The sequence below is a fragment of the Marseilla massiliensis genome, from assembly GCF_016899955.1.
In the GTDB taxonomy this organism is placed as follows: domain Bacteria; phylum Bacteroidota; class Bacteroidia; order Bacteroidales; family Bacteroidaceae; genus Prevotella; species Prevotella intestinigallinarum.
Genome location: NZ_JACJJL010000003.1, coordinates 115497 through 132681 on the forward strand (window position 1 = coordinate 115497; position 17185 = coordinate 132681).

The following is a 17185-nucleotide window of genomic DNA, read 5'->3' on the forward strand; positions in this document are numbered from 1 at the left end:
GTTTTCTAAATTCTATATGGTTGTGTACACTCAGTGAACCGTCCTCAATGACTTTATCTGGTTGTCAAGACTGACCTCGTCCTGGATAAGCACTTCACGCGGCTTGCTGCCCATTGCTGCCCCAACGATGCCGGCCTTCTCGAGCTGGTCCATCAGTCGGCCTGCCCTGTTGTAGCCGATGGAGAACTTGCGTTGGATGAGGCTGGTGCTGCCCGACTGGTTAAGCACAATGAGGCGTGCCGCTTCCTCAAACAGCGGGTCGAGGTGCTGCATGTCCATGTCGGCCGAACTGCCAAGGTTTTCGCCGTCGCCATTGTCCGGCTCTGGCAGCTCGAACGGAGTGGTATATCCCTGTTGCTGGGCAATGTACTTGTTGATGCGTTCCACTTCGGGCGTGTCTACAAATGCGCATTGCACCCGGACAGGCTCGTTGCCGTTGAGGAAGAGCATGTCGCCACGCCCAATCAGCTGGTTGGCACCCGGCCTGTCGAGAATTGTCTTCGAGTCAATCATGGCACTGACCTTAAAGGCAATGCGCCCCGGGAAGTTGGCCTTGATGTTTCCGGTGATGATGCTTGTCGTGGGGCGCTGGGTCGCAATGACCATGTGTATGCCCACGGCACGCGCCAGCTGGGCTATTCTCGCAATGGGAAGCTCTATTTCCTTGCCTGCAGTCATTATCAGGTCGCCGAACTCATCGATTATCACTACTATGTAGGGCATGAACCGATGGCCCTTCTCCGGGTTGAGTTGCCTTGAGATAAACTTCTTGTTATACTCCTTTATGTTGCGCGCGCCGGCTTGCTTGAGCAAGTCGTAGCGTGTGTCCATCTCCTTGCACAGGCTGTTGAGCGTCCTTACTACTTTGCTGACGTCCGTAATGATGGGTTCGGCGTCTTCGTCCGGCACTTTGGCAAGGAAGTGGTTGGCTATCGGGCTGTATATGCTGAACTCGACCTTCTTGGGGTCTATGAGCACAATTTTCAGTTCTGCAGGGTGCTTCTTGTATAGAAGTGATGTGATGATTGCATTGAGGCCAACCGACTTTCCCTGTCCTGTCGCACCAGCCACAAGCAGGTGCGGAATCTTGGCAAGGTCGAACATGAACACCTCGTTGGTAATGGTCTTTCCCACGGCACAAGGCAGTTCCATCGTCGTCTCCTGGAATTTCTTTGAATTAAGTATGCTTTCCATCGAGACGATGTTTTGCTTTGCATTAGGCACTTCAATGCCGATGGTGCCTTTCCCTGGTATAGGGGCAATGATTCTGATGCCCAATGCCGAGAGGCTCAGCGCTATGTCGTCCTCAAGATTGCGTATCTTTGAGATTCTGACCCCTTGCGCCGGGGTGATTTCATATAGGGTTATTGTCGGGCCTACCGTGGCTTTTATGCTGCTTATCTCGACCCCGAAGTTGCGCAACACTTCCACGATGCGGTTTTTGTTGGCTGTCTGTTCGGCCATGTCGATGTAAGGCTTGCCGTCATTCTCATACTTCTTCAGCAAGTCGAGCGTAGGGTAGTGGTAGTTCTCCAAGTCGCGCTTGGGGTCGTAGGGGGCCATTGTCGTCACATTCCCGTTGACCAGTGAGGTGCCGACAGCCTCTTTCTCGTCGCCGGCCACCTTGATGTCCATGACCACATCTTTGTCTTTCTCTGTGTCGGCAGGCTCAGGTGTCGCTTTTGTGTCGCCTGTGGCTCGGGCCGGCCCTGTTGGCATGGCAACGTCATCTCCTTCAAACTCAATCACTTCGGTTGTGGGGTCGTCAAACACCTTGGGGTCTTCAAGGGTTTCGATAGTGTTGGTCGGCTTTGCTGTGTTTTGCTCTTCATAGCTCGTGACGTTGAACTTGACCCTGTCGGTAAAGAATTTGACGGGGTTGAGCAGCTTCCTTATCAGGTAGATAGTTTCTGCGCTGATGTATGTCAGGAAGGCTATGGCAATGACAATAAGTATTGCTGTCAGGCCGGGAGAGCCCACCAGGTTTTCTATTGTCGTGCAAAGGAACACTCCGTGGTCGCCACCCGGGTTGTAGCACTGGTCTACAAACACGGGTGAGAGAAACTTAGCCAGCGTTACCGACAGCCATATCATCAGTAGCATTAGGCACAGAAACCACTTGACGAGGTTGAGTTGGTATGCCCTCATGAGCCTCATGGCCACCATGCACAAGAATGTGGGCACGAGAAACGACGCCAGTCCAAAGCATCTTTTTACGAAAAAGTAGGCTGTGTGCGCCCCGATGGAGCCACAACTGTTTTTAAACTCACGCTGGGTGTTCATCAATTCGCCTACCTTAGGCATTTCAATCAATGTCTGGTCGGCTGCACCTGTGGTGAAAAACGAGGTGAACGCCAATATCATATAACCGGCCATTACAAGTAAAAGCAGGCCAATTACAAAATTCAGTTTCTCGTTGTGGAATATAGTATTGAACCCAAGGGTTTCGCTTAGAGAAGAAGTTTTACGCTTATCTTTTTTCCTTGCCATCTTTGAATCTTTCTCAATTATTGTGCAAATGTAGCTGAAAAAAGTCAGAATAGATAATAAACTCATGATTTTTTTGTAATTTTGCATCTTGAAACGCTTTCACTGCAGAGGGGCGCGGCCGGCCTGTTGACAGTCTGAATGGCGGTGGCTGACAATGGGTGAAAGCTTACCATGCTACAGCATAGTCCTGTGGGTGAGTTGGTTCCGGTTGGCTGTTCGGCTCAGGCATATAGGATTGGCGTATAATAGTGTTAGAATAAACGATGAAAACAATATATAATAAGTATGACAAGTCGCAAATCGGCGTGCTGCCCCGGGCTTTGTTCCAGGGGCGTATCGTGGTTGTGCTGTCAGCAACAGAAGCCAAAAAGGCTGTTGACTTCCTGCTGTCACAGCCCATATTGGGTATAGACACGGAGACACGGCCTTCGTTTAAGAAAGGCGTGACGCACAAAGTGTCGTTGCTTCAGGTGTCTTCAGTGGATACTTGTTTCTTGTTCAGGCTTAACATCATTGGCATGTCTGAAGACATCATACGCCTATTGGAAGATACCAAGGTGCCCAAGGTCGGACTGTCGCTTCACGACGACCTCCTAATGTTGCACAAGATAGCCGAGTTTAAGCCCGGTTATTTCATTGACTTACAGGACCACGTGGGCGAGATAGGCATTGAAGACAAGAGCCTGCAGAAGCTTTACGCAAACGTGTTCGGTGAGAAAATAAGCAAAGGGCAGAGGCTTACAAACTGGGAGGCCGACGTGCTCAACGACAATCAAAAGCTGTATGCCGCTACGGATGCTTGGGCTTGCATCAAGCTTTACGAGGAGTTGCAACATCTGAAAGCCTATGGCGATTACGAATTAATAAAGCAAGAAGATGGACAAGTACAGAAAAGTATATCTTAGAAAAGGCAAGGAACAGAGCCTTGACCGCTTCCACCCATGGGTGTTCTCTGGCGCGATAGCCCACGTGGACGATGGCGTCGACGAGGGCGAGGTTGTTAATGTGTTTTCGTCCGACGGTCGTTTCATTGCCGTGGGGCATTACCAGATAGGCTCTATCTCTGTCAGGGTGTTGTCATTCGATGATTGCGATATTGATTCAAAGTTCTGGTCTGCCTCGCTGAAGGGCGCTTTGGAAATGCGCATTGCCCTTGGCCTGGCCGACAGTTCGGCCGGCGACACCTATCGTCTGGTGCATGGCGAGGGCGATTTCTTGCCCGGCCTGGTCATCGACGTGTATGGCAAGACCGCTGTAATGCAGGCCCACAGCGTTGGGATGCACATGATGCGCAACGACATTGCCCGGGAGTTGATGGCTGTCATGGGCGGGCGCATTGACAATATTTATTATAAGAGTGAGACAACACTGCCATTCAAGGCCGAGTTGGGGCAGGAAGACGGCTTCATCTGTGGCGGAAGCGCCGACAATGTGGCTGTGGAAAACGGATTGAAGTTTTACGTCGATTGGCTGAAAGGCCAGAAAACGGGCTTTTTCATCGACCAGCGCGACAACCGCTCTCTGCTCGAGCACTACTCGGCGGGGCGCAATGTGCTCAATATGTTCTGTTATACCGGGGGCTTTTCCGTGTATGCCATGCGTGGCGGGGCGGCGTCGGTGCATTCTGTCGACAGTAGCGCCAAGGCCATAGAGCTTACGGAGAAGAACGTGGAATTAAACTTCTCGTCTCACGAACGCCACGCTGCTTATTGTGAAGATGCCTTTAAGTACCTCGACAAGGTGGCTGACAAGTATAACCTTATCATTCTCGATCCGCCGGCATTTGCCAAGCATCGCGGGGCATTGCACAACGCCTTGAAGGGTTACACGCGGCTCAATGCCAAGGCACTTGAGAAAATACAGCCCGGCGGCATATTGTTTACGTTCTCTTGCAGCCAGGTTGTCACCAAGGACAATTTCCGCAATGCCGTATTTACCGCGGCCACTGTTGCCCGGCGCAAGGTCAGGATATTGCATCAGTTGCATCAGCCCGCCGACCATCCAATCAACATTTACCATCCTGAAGGAGAATATCTGAAGGGGCTGGTGCTTTACGTAGAATAGACTGCAGTGGCAATAAAAGACATTGTTGCGGGATATATAGCCAAGCACGGGCTTTTGGATAAGCGTTCCACATGCCTTGTTGCACTGAGTGGCGGGGCCGACAGCGTGGCCTTGTTGCTGCTTTTGCGCGAGCTGGGCTATGCCGTAGAGGCTGCCCATTGCAATTTTCACCTGAGGGGAGAAGAGTCCGACCGCGACGAGGACTTTGTTAAATGCCTTTGCCACACCAACAATGTGCCTTTGCACATAGTCCACTTTGATACAAAGGCGTATGCTTCGTTGCACAAGGTGAGCATAGAGATGGCTGCCCGACGGCTGAGGTATGCCTACTTCAAGCAACTGTTGGGCGACATCGGTGCTGCCGCTGTGTGTGTGGCCCACCATCAGAATGACAATGTCGAGACGGTGCTGATGAACCTCATGCGTGGCACCGGCATTCACGGACTGGTGGGCATAAGGCCGAAGAATGGCTTTGTGGTGCGCCCGCTGCTATGCTTGAGCCGCAGCGACATCGAACAATACCTCAGCTCACGCGGCCAGGGATATGTGACCGACAGCACAAACCTCGTGCCCGACGTGGTGCGCAACAAGATACGGCTTGAGCTGATTCCGCTGATGAAAACAATCTATCCCGAGGCTGTAGGCAACATCCAGCGTACTTCCGGGCTTGTGGCTGAGGCCGAAAAGGTGTATGATGCCGCAATCGCCGATTCGGTGTCGATGGTGACGGGGCGCGAAGGCGGTTTGGTGTATGTGAACATTGACCGACTGAAACAACAGCCTTCGCCCGAAGCCACGCTGTTTGAGATACTTCAAGGTTACGGATTTTCGTCGCAGCATGCAGAGCAGGTATACCTTAACATAGACGCCGCACCGGGAAAGGTGTATTCTTCCGGTGGCTATGACTTGGCCATAGACCGGGGCAGGATGCTTATTTCAGAAAAGCGTGAACCATGCCGTGATTTGCGCATGCCTGAGCCTGGGGTATATGTATATGGCGATGGAAGGAAGCTGCGCCTTGACGTCAGGCCGGTCGACGCGTCGTTTGCAATATCTCGTCAGGGCTGCGTGGCGAGTGTTGACGCGGCAAACGTGGCATTCCCGCTTACACTCAGGCATGTGCGCGAAGGCGACAGGTTTGTGCCGTTTGGCATGAAAGGGGCGAAGCTTGTCAGTGATTACCTCACTGACCGCAAGCGAAACCTGTTTCAGAAGCGTGGCCAGCTTGTGGTTGAAGATGCCACCGGTAAGATTGTCTGGCTCGTGGGTGAACGCGTAGACAACAGATGCCGCATCACCGGCGAAAGCAAATCGGCGTTGATAATGTCGTTTGTCGAAGAGCCTTAGGCTGCAACCGGGCTTTGCGCTTACGGTTGATTGATTGCCGTAGGTGCCATATCTGTCATGAGAGATTGTGGAATTCAAGCAATTCCGGCAGCCGGGAAATTTGGTATGCAAGGCTAAAAGACATAGTGTGCCAGTCTGCCACATGAGGCAAGCAGACAGGTTCGACATCTGTTTCGCCGTCATACCGAAACGGTGCGCCATGCTGCTGGAGGCATGGCTTTTGCATTCCTGCCATGCTCCGCAATCGCTTCCTGCCTCTTGCAGGCATCTTGCCAGCTCGCTTTGTCTGCCGTTGCCAGGTATGCCTTTGGCAAGGGCGCCAAGGAGCCTGCATGGTAAGAGAATGAAAAGGTGTGGATGTATAATGGCCGATAGGGGTTGAAGCCCAGGCAATAAGCAAGAAGGGGCAGGCCGCTTTCGGCCTGCCCCTTCTTGCATAGGGTTGATGGTTTATTCCAGAAAGACATCGTCCTTTCCCTCAGCTTTGCCAATCCTTATGGTCTGCCCTTGTTCAAGGTCGCCGTTAATGATCATTTCACACAGCTTGTCTTCAATGTAGTTCTGGATGGCCCGCTTCAAAGGCCTTGCCCCAAACTGCACGTCGTACCCCTTGGTTGCAACAAACTCCTTGGCTTCGTCGTTTATCTCGATGTTGTAGCCCAGGGCGTTGACCCTTTTGAACAGCCCCGACAGTTCGATGTCGATTATGCTCTTGATGGCCGTAAGGTCCAGTTGGTCGAATGTTATTATCTCGTCCAGGCGGTTGAGGAACTCTGGCGAGAACTGCCTGCTCAGCGATTTCTGTATGATGCTGCGCGCATACTCTTTGTCTTTGTCGTTCATGGCGATGCCCGCATTGCCCGCCGTGAATCCCACACCGTGGGAGAACTCTTTGAGCTGGCGCGTGCCCGCGTTGCTTGTCATTATGATTACCGTGTTGCGGAAGTCGACAAAGCGGCCGTTGCCGTCGGTAAGCCTGCCTTCGTCGAGCACCTGCAGCAACAGGTTGAACACATTTCCGTGGGCCTTTTCAATCTCGTCGAGCAGCACGATGGAATAGGGGTGGCGGCGCACCTTTTCCGTCAGCTGTCCGCCTTCCTCGTAACCCACGTATCCCGGAGGCGCCCCGATGAGCCTTGAAACATTGAAGCTCTCGGTGTATTCGCTCATGTCTATGCGTATAAGAGCGTCTTGCGAGCCGAACATAAACTCGGCCAGTTTCTTTGCAAGATATGTCTTGCCCACACCGGTAGGCCCGAGGAACATGAACACTCCAATAGGGTGGTTGGGGCTTTTCAGCCCTACACGGTTGCGTTGGATGGCTTTCACCATTTTGTCTATGGCCCTGTCTTGCCCCACAACCTCCTTCTTCAGCTCCGAAGCCATGCCTTTAAGGCGCAGCCCTTCCGATTCGGCCATTCGCTGCACCGGCACACCCGTCATCATCGAAACCACCTCGGCCACGTCTTTTTCGGTCACCGTCTGGCGCTCTTCGCCGTCGCCGTTGGTCCAGCGTTCGTTGAGTTCGGCCAGTTCCTTTTCCAGTTCGGTCTGCTTGTCGCGGAACCCAGCAGCCAGTTCAAAGTTCTGGTTGCGCACAGCCGCCTGCTTCTTTGCCTTTACGAGTTCAATCTCTTTCTCCTTCTCTGTTATCTCGGGAGGTATCCGTACGTTGCCCATGTGAACCCGCGAGCCTGTCTCGTCCAGGGCGTCGATGGCCTTGTCAGGGAACTGGCGGTCTGTGACATATCTCTCTGTCAGTTTGACACACGCGCTGAGAGCCCCGTCGGTATACTTCACATGGTGGTGATGCTCATACCTGTCTTTTATGTTGTTGAGTATGGTCAGCGTCTCGTCACTGCTTGTCGGTTCCACCAGCACTTTTTGGAAACGCCTCTCGAGCGCGCCGTCTTTTTCAATGCTGTTGCGGTATTCGTCGAGCGTTGTGGCCCCGATGCACTGTATGGTGCCCCTGGCCAGTGCCGGTTTGAGAATGTTGGCGGCATCCATGCTGCCGGGAGTCGAGCCGGCGCCGATTATTGTGTGTATCTCGTCGATGAATATAATGACGTCCGGGTTTTGCTCAATCTCCTTTATCAGCGCTTTTATGCGCTCTTCAAATTGCCCACGGTATTTCGTCCCGGCCACAATGCCGGTCATGTCGAGGCTTATAAGCCTTTTCCCGAAAAGCACCGGCGACGTCTGTCGCTTTGCAATAAGCTGTGCCAGCCCTTCCACTATGGCGCTCTTTCCAACACCGGGCTCGCCAATCAGAATTGGGTTGTTTTTCTTCCTGCGGCCAATTATTTCCACCACCCGGGCTATCTCGTGCTCGCGTCCCACCACGGGGTCGAGCTTGCCTTCGGCCGCTGCCAGTGTCAGGTCGGTGCCAAAGTTGTCGAGCACGGGCGTCTTCCCGCCAGGCTTGCGTGTCTGCGTGGTGGGTTGCTGCCCGCCCTGCTGCCTGTCGCCATATTTGCCCTTGTCATCCTGGTTTGCCTCTTCGTACTCGTCTTCGTCTGGAAGTCCGATACCGTCGTTGACGCTGCTCTTCTGTTGCAGCAGAGCATATACGTCGTCGTATGTCATGTCGTTCTGTTCCAATATTTCTTTTGCTCCGTTGTTTACGTTGTCGTGTAGTATTGCCAATAGAATATGTTGCTCGTCAACTCGCTGCAGGTGTTGTATTCGTGCCTCAAGTACAGCAAGTTTGAGAATGTTGCTCGCCTTTTCGTTTAACACGAGTTCGGATGTGTTTATTGGCTGGCCCACTTCGTTCTGCTTAACCCTGTCCTCCAGTTCGGCCTTTACGAGCCGGAGGTCGACATTCAGTCGCCTGAACACATCAATCACCGGGCCATCTTTCATCCTGAGAAGCCCCAAAAGCAGATGCTCCGGCGCTACCGAACTGCTGGCAAGGCGTGCTGCTTCTTCCCTGCTATAAGCGAGTATCTCTGATACTTTGGGTGAAAACTGGCTTGTCATATTGTCTGTTCCTTTCTTTATCTATGTAATGTGTAGTCAAGTGCGTGTTGGTGCAATGACAATATACAGTATTGCAAAAGCTGTGCCAAACATTGCTCTGATGCTCAGCCGCGACGTCGATTTATGACATTTTGCATTTGTTTGTGCGCTCTTGGTTCCACATTGTAAACATAATGTGTGGCTCAGGGCTGCCCCATTGCGCCTTTGGGGGTTGCCACCCGGTTCGGCAGGCCTGCCTCGGCCGCACGTCTCCGCCCGGGCTCGCTACTGTTGCAACTATCTCATCGGGGCATATTTCAGGTATTGTTGTTTATATTTAATTATTTGATATATGCTATTTTACATGAGAACATTAAATTATTGGTTTAGCGAATGGCCTGTGTTGGATTCTGTCCCGGTCGGCCCGGCTGGGTGAAACGGGTCGTATTGCATTGCGGAACGGCCTGTTTCGTTTTCAGGCAGATTCCGTTGGCCTTGTTCCCCCTGCTCGGTTCAACGGCAAGGGCAGTCGGTAGCGTGCCCGTAGGAGCCACTCTTGCCGGCAGGCAGATGGGGCGCGAGCCTTTCATATCCGTAAGGAATCCCGACGAATGCCGGCGTACGGCGGCAGGTATGGCCCTTGCCGTCACCCCAGATGGCGCAGTCGGCGATGCGGGCGTGAGGGCTGCTGCCGGCCGCTTGCGCTGCCCAGGCCTTGTGCCTCGGCTTGTCGCTCCACCGCCGCGGCGGCAGCTAAAACCCATAGCATTTGGCAGAGTAGCCTAAAAAAGGCTAAAATGTTTTGCCATGTAAAGAAAATGTAGTAATTTTGAATGCTAAAAAGGAACTTAATCGCGCCAGAAGCTGCGTAAATGGCCTTAGACGGCATTTTGCGCCGTGAGTGCCGCCGTCAAGTTGATGATGTGAAAACAACGGAGTGAGCGAATATAAAATAGAATTAAAACAATATAGACAATCCAATGGATCAGACATTAGATCAAGACAGAATTATTAAGATTAATATCGAGGAGGAGATGAAATCCTCCTATATAGACTACTCGATGTCGGTGATTGTGGCCAGGGCGCTGCCTGATGTGCGCGATGGTTTCAAGCCCGTACACCGCCGTATTCTGTATGGTATGTTGGGAATTGGCAACACGAGCGATAAGCCATATAAGAAGTGCGCGCGCGTGGTAGGTGAGGTTCTGGGTAAGTACCACCCCCACGGCGACAGTTCCGTTTATGGCGCCTTGGTCAGGATGGCACAGGATTGGAACATGCGTTACACGTTGGTTGACGGGCAAGGCAACTTTGGTTCGGTGGATGGCGACTCGCCCGCGGCCATGCGTTACACTGAGTGTCGCCTTTCGAAGATGGGCGAACACATCATGGACGACATGGAAAAAGACACTGTCGACATGGTGAACAACTTCGACGACTCGCTCACCGAACCAACCGTGATGCCTACAAAGATACCCAATCTGCTGGTTAACGGAGGAAACGGCATCGCGGTGGGTATGGCCACCAACATACCTACGCACAACCTCGGCGAAGTGATTGACGGTTGTTGTGCATATATAGACAACCCCGACATCGACACCGACGGGCTGATGCAGTATATCAAGGCCCCCGATTTCCCTACGGGTGCATATATATATGGTGTAAACGGGGTGAAGGAGGCTTATGAGACCGGGCGCGGCCGCATCGTGATGCGCGCAAAGGCCGAGATTGAGAGCGGCGACACCCACGACAAAATTGTTGTTACCGAAATACCTTATGGCGTAAACAAGGCCGACTTGGTTAAGTATATAGCCGACCTTGCCAACGAAAAAAAGATAGAAGGAATAACCAACGTCAACGATGAGTCGGGCCGTCAGGGCATGCGTATCGTTGTCGACGTCAGGCGCGACGCCAATGCCAATGTCATACTTAACAAGTTGTTTAAGATGACGGCGCTACAGTCTTCGTTCTCAGTGAATTGCATCGCGTTGGTGAAAGGCCGTCCGAAGCTCCTCTCACTAAAGGATTGCGTGCGCTATTTCGTTGAGCACAGGCACGACGTGACCATCAGGCGCACCAAGTTCGACCTTAACAAGGCACAGGAGCGCGCCCATATACTTGAGGCTTTGATTGTGGCCTGCGACAATATCGACGAGGTGGTTCACATCATCAGGGCTTCAAAGACACCTCAGGAGGCCATCGAAAACCTGAAGCAGAGGTTCGGCTTTGATGACGTTCAGGCAAGGGCCATCGTTGACATGAGGCTCAGGCAGCTGACAGGACTGCAGATGGACCAGCTGCGCCACGACTACGAGGAACTTGAAAAGCTCATCGCCTACCTGCAGTCTATACTTGACGACCCTGAGCTATGCAAGAAAGTGATAAAGGATGAGCTTCTCGAGGTGAAGGAGAAATACGGCGACGAGCGCCGTACGGAAATAAAGTATACAAGCGAGGAGTTCAATGCTGAAGACTTCTATCCCGACGACCCCGTGGTGATTACCATCAGTCACCTGGGCTATGTCAAGCGCACGGCGCTCTCGGAGTTCAGGGAGCAAAGCCGTGGCGGGGTGGGCAGCAAGGGCGCCAATACCCGCGACGAAGACTTCACAGAGTATATCTATCCGGCCACGATGCACAACACGTTGCTGTTCTTCACCCAGAAGGGCCGTTGCTACTGGCTCAAGTGCTACGAGATTCCCGAGGGGGCGAAGAACGCCAAAGGGCGCGCCATACAGAATCTGCTCAATATCGAGTCGGACGATGCCATCAATGCCGTGCTCAGGATAAAGAAGTTTGATGACGCCGAGTTCCTTAACACACACTATGTGGTCTTTGCCACCAAGAACGGAGTGATAAAGAAGACATGCCTTGAGGCTTACAGCCGTCCGAGGGCGAATGGTGTGATAGCCATCAACATTATGGATGACGACCAGGTGGTGGGCGTGCGACTTACCAACGGCAACAACGAGATTGTGCTGGCCAACAGAAACGGGCGCGCCATACGTTTCAATGAGAGCGATGTCAGGACCATGGGGCGTGTCTCTACAGGTGTACGCGGCATGAAACTCGACGGTGGCGACGACGAGGTTGTGGGCATGGTGTGCATCAACGACCCACAGACGGAGACCATCATGGTGGTCAGCGAGAAGGGTTACGGCAAGCGCAGCAATGTAGAAGACTACCGCAAGACTTCACGTGGGGCCAAGGGTGTGAAGACGCTCAGCATCACCGAAAAGACCGGGCGGCTCGTAGCCATAAAGGTTGTGACCGACGACAACGACCTGATGATAATCAACAAGAGCGGAATACTTATCCGGCTCAAAGTTGCCGACGTCAGGGTCATGGGCCGTGCAACCCAGGGCGTAAGGCTGATAAACCTGACAAAGAAGAATGATACGATTGCGAGCGTATGCAAGGTGATGAGCGCAAGCGACGAGGAAGTGGTCGAGCAAGAGAGCCTCGATGAGTTCGGCGAGGAGATGGGCGGTGCACATCAGAATGCCGAAACGAGGCCGTTAGGCGACAACGGCGCCGATGCCTCGGGACTGGCCGAAGCGTCGCAGGATGGAGACGATGGTGATTCGGAATTAAGTTAAGGTGAAATAAATGTTAAACTAAATTTACAAAGCAATGAAAAGGATTATGATGATGGCAGCTTTGGCAGTCATGACTACCGCTGCTTTCGCACAGGATGACTTGGTAAAGAGTGCCAAGAAACTGTGCGACAAAGGTGAACTGGAGGAAGCTGTAAAGACTATCACTCCTGCACTTACTTCCGACCAGACGGAAGACAAGGCCGAGGCGTGGAACGTGATGAGCGAAATCCAGTATCAAATCTTCATGAAAGGTCAGGCTGCCGAGCAGGCAAACAAGGCCAACAACTCTACCACTCCTTTCGATACCGCGGCCATGCACAAGGCCATGGTGGCATCGCTGGAGGCTGCTATGAAGTGTGACGAGTACGACCGTCAGCCTAATGCCAAGGGCAAGGTGAAGATTCGCTTCCGCGAAGCCAACGGCAAGAAGTTCTTCATCTCGCGTCCTTATGTCATCAGCGCAGGTCTTTACGAGTACAACAACAAAAACCTGCCCGAGGCAATCAAGGCATGGAAGCTTTACATAGACAGCGCCGAGGATCCTCTTTTCACGGGTCTTGACATGACCAAAGATCAGTATCGCTCTGAGGTTTGCTATTATATAGGCCTTTCTTCCTATAATATCAAGGACTATGCAACAGCCACTAAGTATGCTAAGATGGCCGCACAGGACTCTGCCAAGGCACAAGAGGCTAACGAAATCTTGCTTTTCGCCCAGAAAGATGGCGCAAAGACAAAGGAAGACTCGCTCGCTTACCTTGCCACCGTCAAGGATTTGCATTCTAAATATCCCGACGAGGCCAGGTATTTCAACCTGTTGATGGATTACTATTCGAAGCCCGGACGCCAGGCAGAGATGAAGCAATGGACTGAAGAGGAGATTGCAAAGGATCCCAACAACAAGATGACATGGGCCTTGAAGGGCGAGGTTGAGATGAATACCGGCAAGTGGGACGACGCCGTGGAATCCTACAAGAAGGCTGCTGAGCTTGATCCTACTTTTGTGCAGGTTATCTTCAACACCGGCGTATGCCTCAACCAGAAAGCTATCGAGCTGAAAGACAAGCTGGCAGACAAGAAGACCGGTGGCCTGACTCCCGACAATGCAAGCAAGGTTAAGGCAGTGTTGGCTGAGGCAAAGGTCTACCTTGAGAAGTCGAAGGAAATCGACCCGAACCGTGAGAAGGTCGACTGGGCTTATCCATTGTATCAGATTTACTATAACCTCGGCGACAAGGCAAAGGCTGCTGAAATGGAGAAGCTCGTGGGAAACAAGTAAAACAGTAAATGCGGATGAGGAAGCTTGTTATTATAACGCTTCTCTTGCTATCCATAACACCGTGCTTGAGAGGTCAACGAAAGGAGATGTCTCAAGCACGGTCTTACATAAAGAGCGGCAAGGATTATGACAAAGCAGAGAAGCTGATGGTTGAGCTGCTGTCTAAGGATTCATTGAACAGGATGAATCCAAAGATTTATTTGCTTTTGTATCAGGCTGTGCTTAAGCAGTATGAGGCTGGGAACGAGAAACTTTATCTGAACCAACAGTACGACACTGCATCGCTCTTTAATATCACAAAGCGTATGTTTGCCGTCCTTGAGGCGCTCGACTCGGTGGATGCCGCGCCCGACAAGAAAGGGCGGGTTAAGCTCGAGTATCGGAAGAAACACGCTTCGGAGCTCGATACTTACAGGCCAAACTTGTATTACGGAGGGACGTTCAACATACACAAAAAGGATTATAAGACGGCCTTTGTTTTCTTTGACGCCTATTTGGATTGCGGGCGCCAGCCTCTCTTTTCGGCGTTCGATTATTGGCAAAATGACAGGAAGATGCTTGATGCGGCATATTGGGCCACTTATTGCGGATTCAAACTGAAAGACCCGCAGCTCACGTTGAAATATGCAGATGCGGCATTGAGCGATTCAACGCGCCGCAAGACAGCCCTAATCTATGTAGCCGAAGCTTGCAATCTGATGGGTGCCAAGGATAAGTACAGGGATGTCTTGAAGGCCGGATTCGACAAATATCCGCAGTCGCCGTATTTCTTTTCCCATCTGATGGACTGCTACACGCTTGACAACAAGCTCGATAGTGCATTGTCGGTAGTAGACAGGTCGTTGTCGTTGGACGGCGACAATCCGTTGTTCCTCTTTGCAAAGTCGACCGTATTGCTTAACTTGGGGCAATATGATGAGTGCATTTTGGTAAGCGACTCTTTGATTAACGTTAACGACACATTGGCTGAACCATATTACAATGCAGGCACGGCATACCTGAACAAAGGGCTTAACTTGGTGCAAAAAAACAACTCACGGCAATACGGGAAGCAGATTAAGGAGTTGTACCAGAAGGCTTTGCCATATATGGAAAAGTACAGGAAGCTGGCTCCCGAAGCCAAACAAAAGTGGGGGCCGGCGCTTTACAGGATTTACCTGAGGCTTAATATGGGCAAGCAGTTTGAAGAGATGGACAACCTGCTTAACGAAAAGTGAGCCGTTGTTTGGCCTTGCCGGCTTGTTGGGCTGGCCGCGATGGATTACCATCATTTGCAATTTTGTATCATTCCGTCATTCAGATGAGAGCGGTGTCTTAGCTTTAATGACACCATCTTGCCTGGCTGTAGGGCAACACGGCGGCAGGAATGCCGCTTGTTGCAGCCTTAGGTTGTGCAATAGTTCACTGCTAAAAAAATGAAAAACCGTAATGTAATGCCTTCCGTTCGGGATATTTTTGTTATCTTTGTAAAAGGATTTTTGTATATCTAAACATTGAAAATTATGGAGAATAACGAACAACTTATTGCTCAATGCGAGGCTAAGGCACAACAGTGGCTTGCCCCATCGTTTGATGCCAAAACCCAAGAGGCGGTAAAGGCAATGTTGTCGAGTGACGACAAAACAGAGCTCATTGAAAGTTTCTATAAGGATTTGGAGTTCGGAACCGGCGGACTCCGTGGGATAATGGGTGCCGGAAGCAACCGCATGAACATCTATACCGTAGGTCTGGCCACGCAAGGTTTCGCCAATTATCTGCGCAAAAACTTCGCCGGACTGAATGAGATTTCGGTCGTGGTTTGCCACGACTGCCGTAACAACAGCCGCTTGTTTGCAGAGACTGTGGCCAATGTGTTCTCGGCAAACGGCATCAAGGTATACCTGTTCGACGACATGAGGCCTACGCCCGAGTGTTCTTTTGCTATACGCTACTTGAAGTGTCAGGCCGGAGTGAACGTCACGGCAAGCCACAACCCGAAAGAGTATAATGGCTATAAGGCCTATTGGGAAGACGGTGCTCAGGTGCTTTCGCCCCACGACACAGGCATTATCGACGAGGTTAACAAGGTTAAGATATCTGATGTTAACTTCTCCGGCAACAAGGATTTGATTAATATCATTGGCGAAGAGATAGACAAGGTTTATCTCGACAGGATAAAAGAAATATGCATCGACCCTGAGGTGATAAAGCGACAGAAAGACCTGAAGATTGTCTATACGCCTCTGCATGGAACCGGAATGACCCTTATTCCGCGCTCGCTCAAGCTTTGGGGCTTTGAGAACGTGCATTGCGTGAAAGAGCAGATGGTGAAGAGCGGCGATTTCCCCACCGTTGTTTCGCCCAACCCAGAGAACGGCGAGGCCCTGACGTTGGCTCTTCGTGACGCGAAGGAGATAGATGCCGATATCGTGATGGCAAGCGATCCGGATGCTGACCGTGTGGGAATGGCTTGCAAAAACGACAAGGGAGAGTGGATTCTCATCAACGGCAACCAGACATGCTTGCTGTTCCTGTACTATATCATCACCAACCGCAAGGCCAAGGGACTGCTCAAGAAAGGCGACTTCATAGTGAAGACCATCGTTACCACGGAAGTAATACGCAAGATTGCCGATAAGCAGGGCATAGAGATGCGCGACTGTTACACCGGCTTCAAGTGGATTGCAAGCGAAATAGCCAAGTCGGAAGGCAAGCAACAGTATATTGGTGGCGGTGAGGAGAGTTACGGATTCCTGGCCGAGGATTTCGTCCGCGACAAGGATGCGGTATCAGCCTGCTCACTGTTGGCTGAGATTTGCGCTTACGCCAAGGACCAGGGCAAGACGCTGTATGACATACTTATGGACATATACATTGAGTATGGGTTCTCAAGGGAGTTCACTGTCAATGTGGTTAAGCCGGGCAAGAGCGGTGCTGACGAGATAAAGCAGATGATGACCGACTTCAGAAACAACCCGCCTCAGGAACTTGGTGGCAGCAAGGTTGTGGTATGGAAGGACTATCAGACACTTGAGCAGCTTGAAGCTGACGGCTCAAAGTCGAAGCTCGACATGCCTACAACGAGCAATGTTTTGCAGTGGTTCTGTGAAGACGGCACCAAGGTGAGCGTGCGCCCATCGGGCACCGAGCCTAAGATTAAGTTCTATATAGAGGTTAAGGACAACACCATGAAGTGCTCAAACTGCTACGGCCGTTGCATGGAAGGCGCCGAGGCAAAGATTGAGGCTATAAAGAAGTCGTTGAACCTTTGATGTGACGATATTGCATAAATAGTAAAATCATTGCAGGCATGGTGCTCGTTGACCATATAGCCTGCAATGATTTTTTATATGACATAAAGGCTGTCAGGCAGTAGGTAGCTTAGTCCACATTGTTGCTTGGCATGTGGTTTGCCGTTTGTTTGCGGCTCGCGGCCTTATGGACTTTACGCCTTCCAGGCTTG

General features: G+C 51.6%; 9 protein-coding genes. 7 read left to right on the forward strand and 2 right to left on the reverse strand.

The window, feature by feature from the left end:
* Positions 1 to 30: 30 nt before the first annotated feature.
* Positions 31 to 2490: an FtsK/SpoIIIE family DNA translocase gene (locus tag H6B30_RS02665; protein WP_205107639.1), complete on the reverse strand. Its 2460-nt coding sequence runs from the start codon at positions 2488 to 2490 to the stop codon at positions 31 to 33.
* 263 nt (positions 2491 to 2753) lie between these two features.
* Here H6B30_RS02665 and H6B30_RS02670 point away from each other — a divergent pair, with 263 nt between their 5' ends.
* From H6B30_RS02670 to tilS, 3 genes are read left to right on the forward strand one after another with little or no spacing between them, the layout of a single operon-like run.
* Entirely contained in the window at positions 2754 to 3395 is a 642-nt protein-coding gene (locus H6B30_RS02670) for a 3'-5' exonuclease (protein WP_205107641.1), read from the forward strand.
* The gene (locus tag H6B30_RS02675; protein WP_205107643.1) at positions 3367 to 4554 is read left to right on the forward strand and encodes a class I SAM-dependent rRNA methyltransferase; all 1188 of its coding nucleotides are present in this window, start codon (positions 3367 to 3369) and stop codon (positions 4552 to 4554) included. The genes H6B30_RS02670 and H6B30_RS02675 overlap by 29 nt, the downstream gene beginning before the upstream one ends.
* A gap of 6 nt (positions 4555 to 4560) precedes the next feature.
* The gene (tilS, locus tag H6B30_RS02680) at positions 4561 to 5901 is read left to right on the forward strand and encodes a tRNA lysidine(34) synthetase TilS (RefSeq protein WP_205107645.1); all 1341 of its coding nucleotides are present in this window, start codon (positions 4561 to 4563) and stop codon (positions 5899 to 5901) included.
* 450 nt (positions 5902 to 6351) lie between these two features.
* Here tilS and H6B30_RS02685 read toward each other — a convergent pair whose 3' ends face one another.
* Positions 6352 to 8886, reverse strand: a complete 2535-nt coding sequence (locus H6B30_RS02685; protein WP_205107647.1) for an ATP-dependent Clp protease ATP-binding subunit — start codon at positions 8884 to 8886, stop codon at positions 6352 to 6354.
* A 959-nt stretch (positions 8887 to 9845) separates the two neighbouring features.
* Here H6B30_RS02685 and gyrA point away from each other — a divergent pair.
* From gyrA to H6B30_RS02705, 4 genes are all read left to right on the forward strand, one after another.
* Positions 9846 to 12464: a DNA gyrase subunit A gene (gene gyrA / locus H6B30_RS02690; RefSeq protein WP_205107649.1), complete on the forward strand. Its 2619-nt coding sequence runs from the start codon at positions 9846 to 9848 to the stop codon at positions 12462 to 12464.
* A 34-nt stretch (positions 12465 to 12498) separates the two neighbouring features.
* Entirely contained in the window at positions 12499 to 13743 is a 1245-nt protein-coding gene (locus H6B30_RS02695) for a tetratricopeptide repeat protein (protein ID WP_205107651.1), read from the forward strand.
* Between the two features lie 86 nt (positions 13744 to 13829).
* Positions 13830 to 14960: a tetratricopeptide repeat protein gene (locus H6B30_RS02700; RefSeq protein WP_239483460.1), complete on the forward strand. Its 1131-nt coding sequence runs from the start codon at positions 13830 to 13832 to the stop codon at positions 14958 to 14960.
* Positions 14961 to 15245: 285 nt separating this feature from the next.
* Positions 15246 to 16994: a phospho-sugar mutase gene (locus H6B30_RS02705; protein ID WP_205107655.1), complete on the forward strand. Its 1749-nt coding sequence runs from the start codon at positions 15246 to 15248 to the stop codon at positions 16992 to 16994.
* Positions 16995 to 17185: the final 191 nt, after the last annotated feature.

What these genes read in the sequence shown, in the direction of transcription:
- H6B30_RS02700 (WP_239483460.1), top strand. Translation starts at nt 13,830, where the DNA reads ATGTCTCAAGCACGGTCTTACATAAAGAGCGGCAAGGATTATGACAAA.
- H6B30_RS02695 (WP_205107651.1), top strand. Translation starts at nt 12,499, where the DNA reads ATGAAAAGGATTATGATGATGGCAGCTTTGGCAGTCATGACTACCGCT.
- H6B30_RS02665 (WP_205107639.1), bottom strand. Translation starts at nt 2,490, where the DNA reads ATGGCAAGGAAAAAAGATAAGCGTAAAACTTCTTCTCTAAGCGAAACC.
- H6B30_RS02675 (WP_205107643.1), top strand. Translation starts at nt 3,367, where the DNA reads ATGGACAAGTACAGAAAAGTATATCTTAGAAAAGGCAAGGAACAGAGC.
- H6B30_RS02685 (WP_205107647.1), bottom strand. Translation starts at nt 8,886, where the DNA reads ATGACAAGCCAGTTTTCACCCAAAGTATCAGAGATACTCGCTTATAGC.
- H6B30_RS02705 (WP_205107655.1), top strand. Translation starts at nt 15,246, where the DNA reads ATGGAGAATAACGAACAACTTATTGCTCAATGCGAGGCTAAGGCACAA.
- H6B30_RS02670 (WP_205107641.1), top strand. Translation starts at nt 2,754, where the DNA reads ATGAAAACAATATATAATAAGTATGACAAGTCGCAAATCGGCGTGCTG.
- gyrA (WP_205107649.1), top strand. Translation starts at nt 9,846, where the DNA reads ATGGATCAGACATTAGATCAAGACAGAATTATTAAGATTAATATCGAG.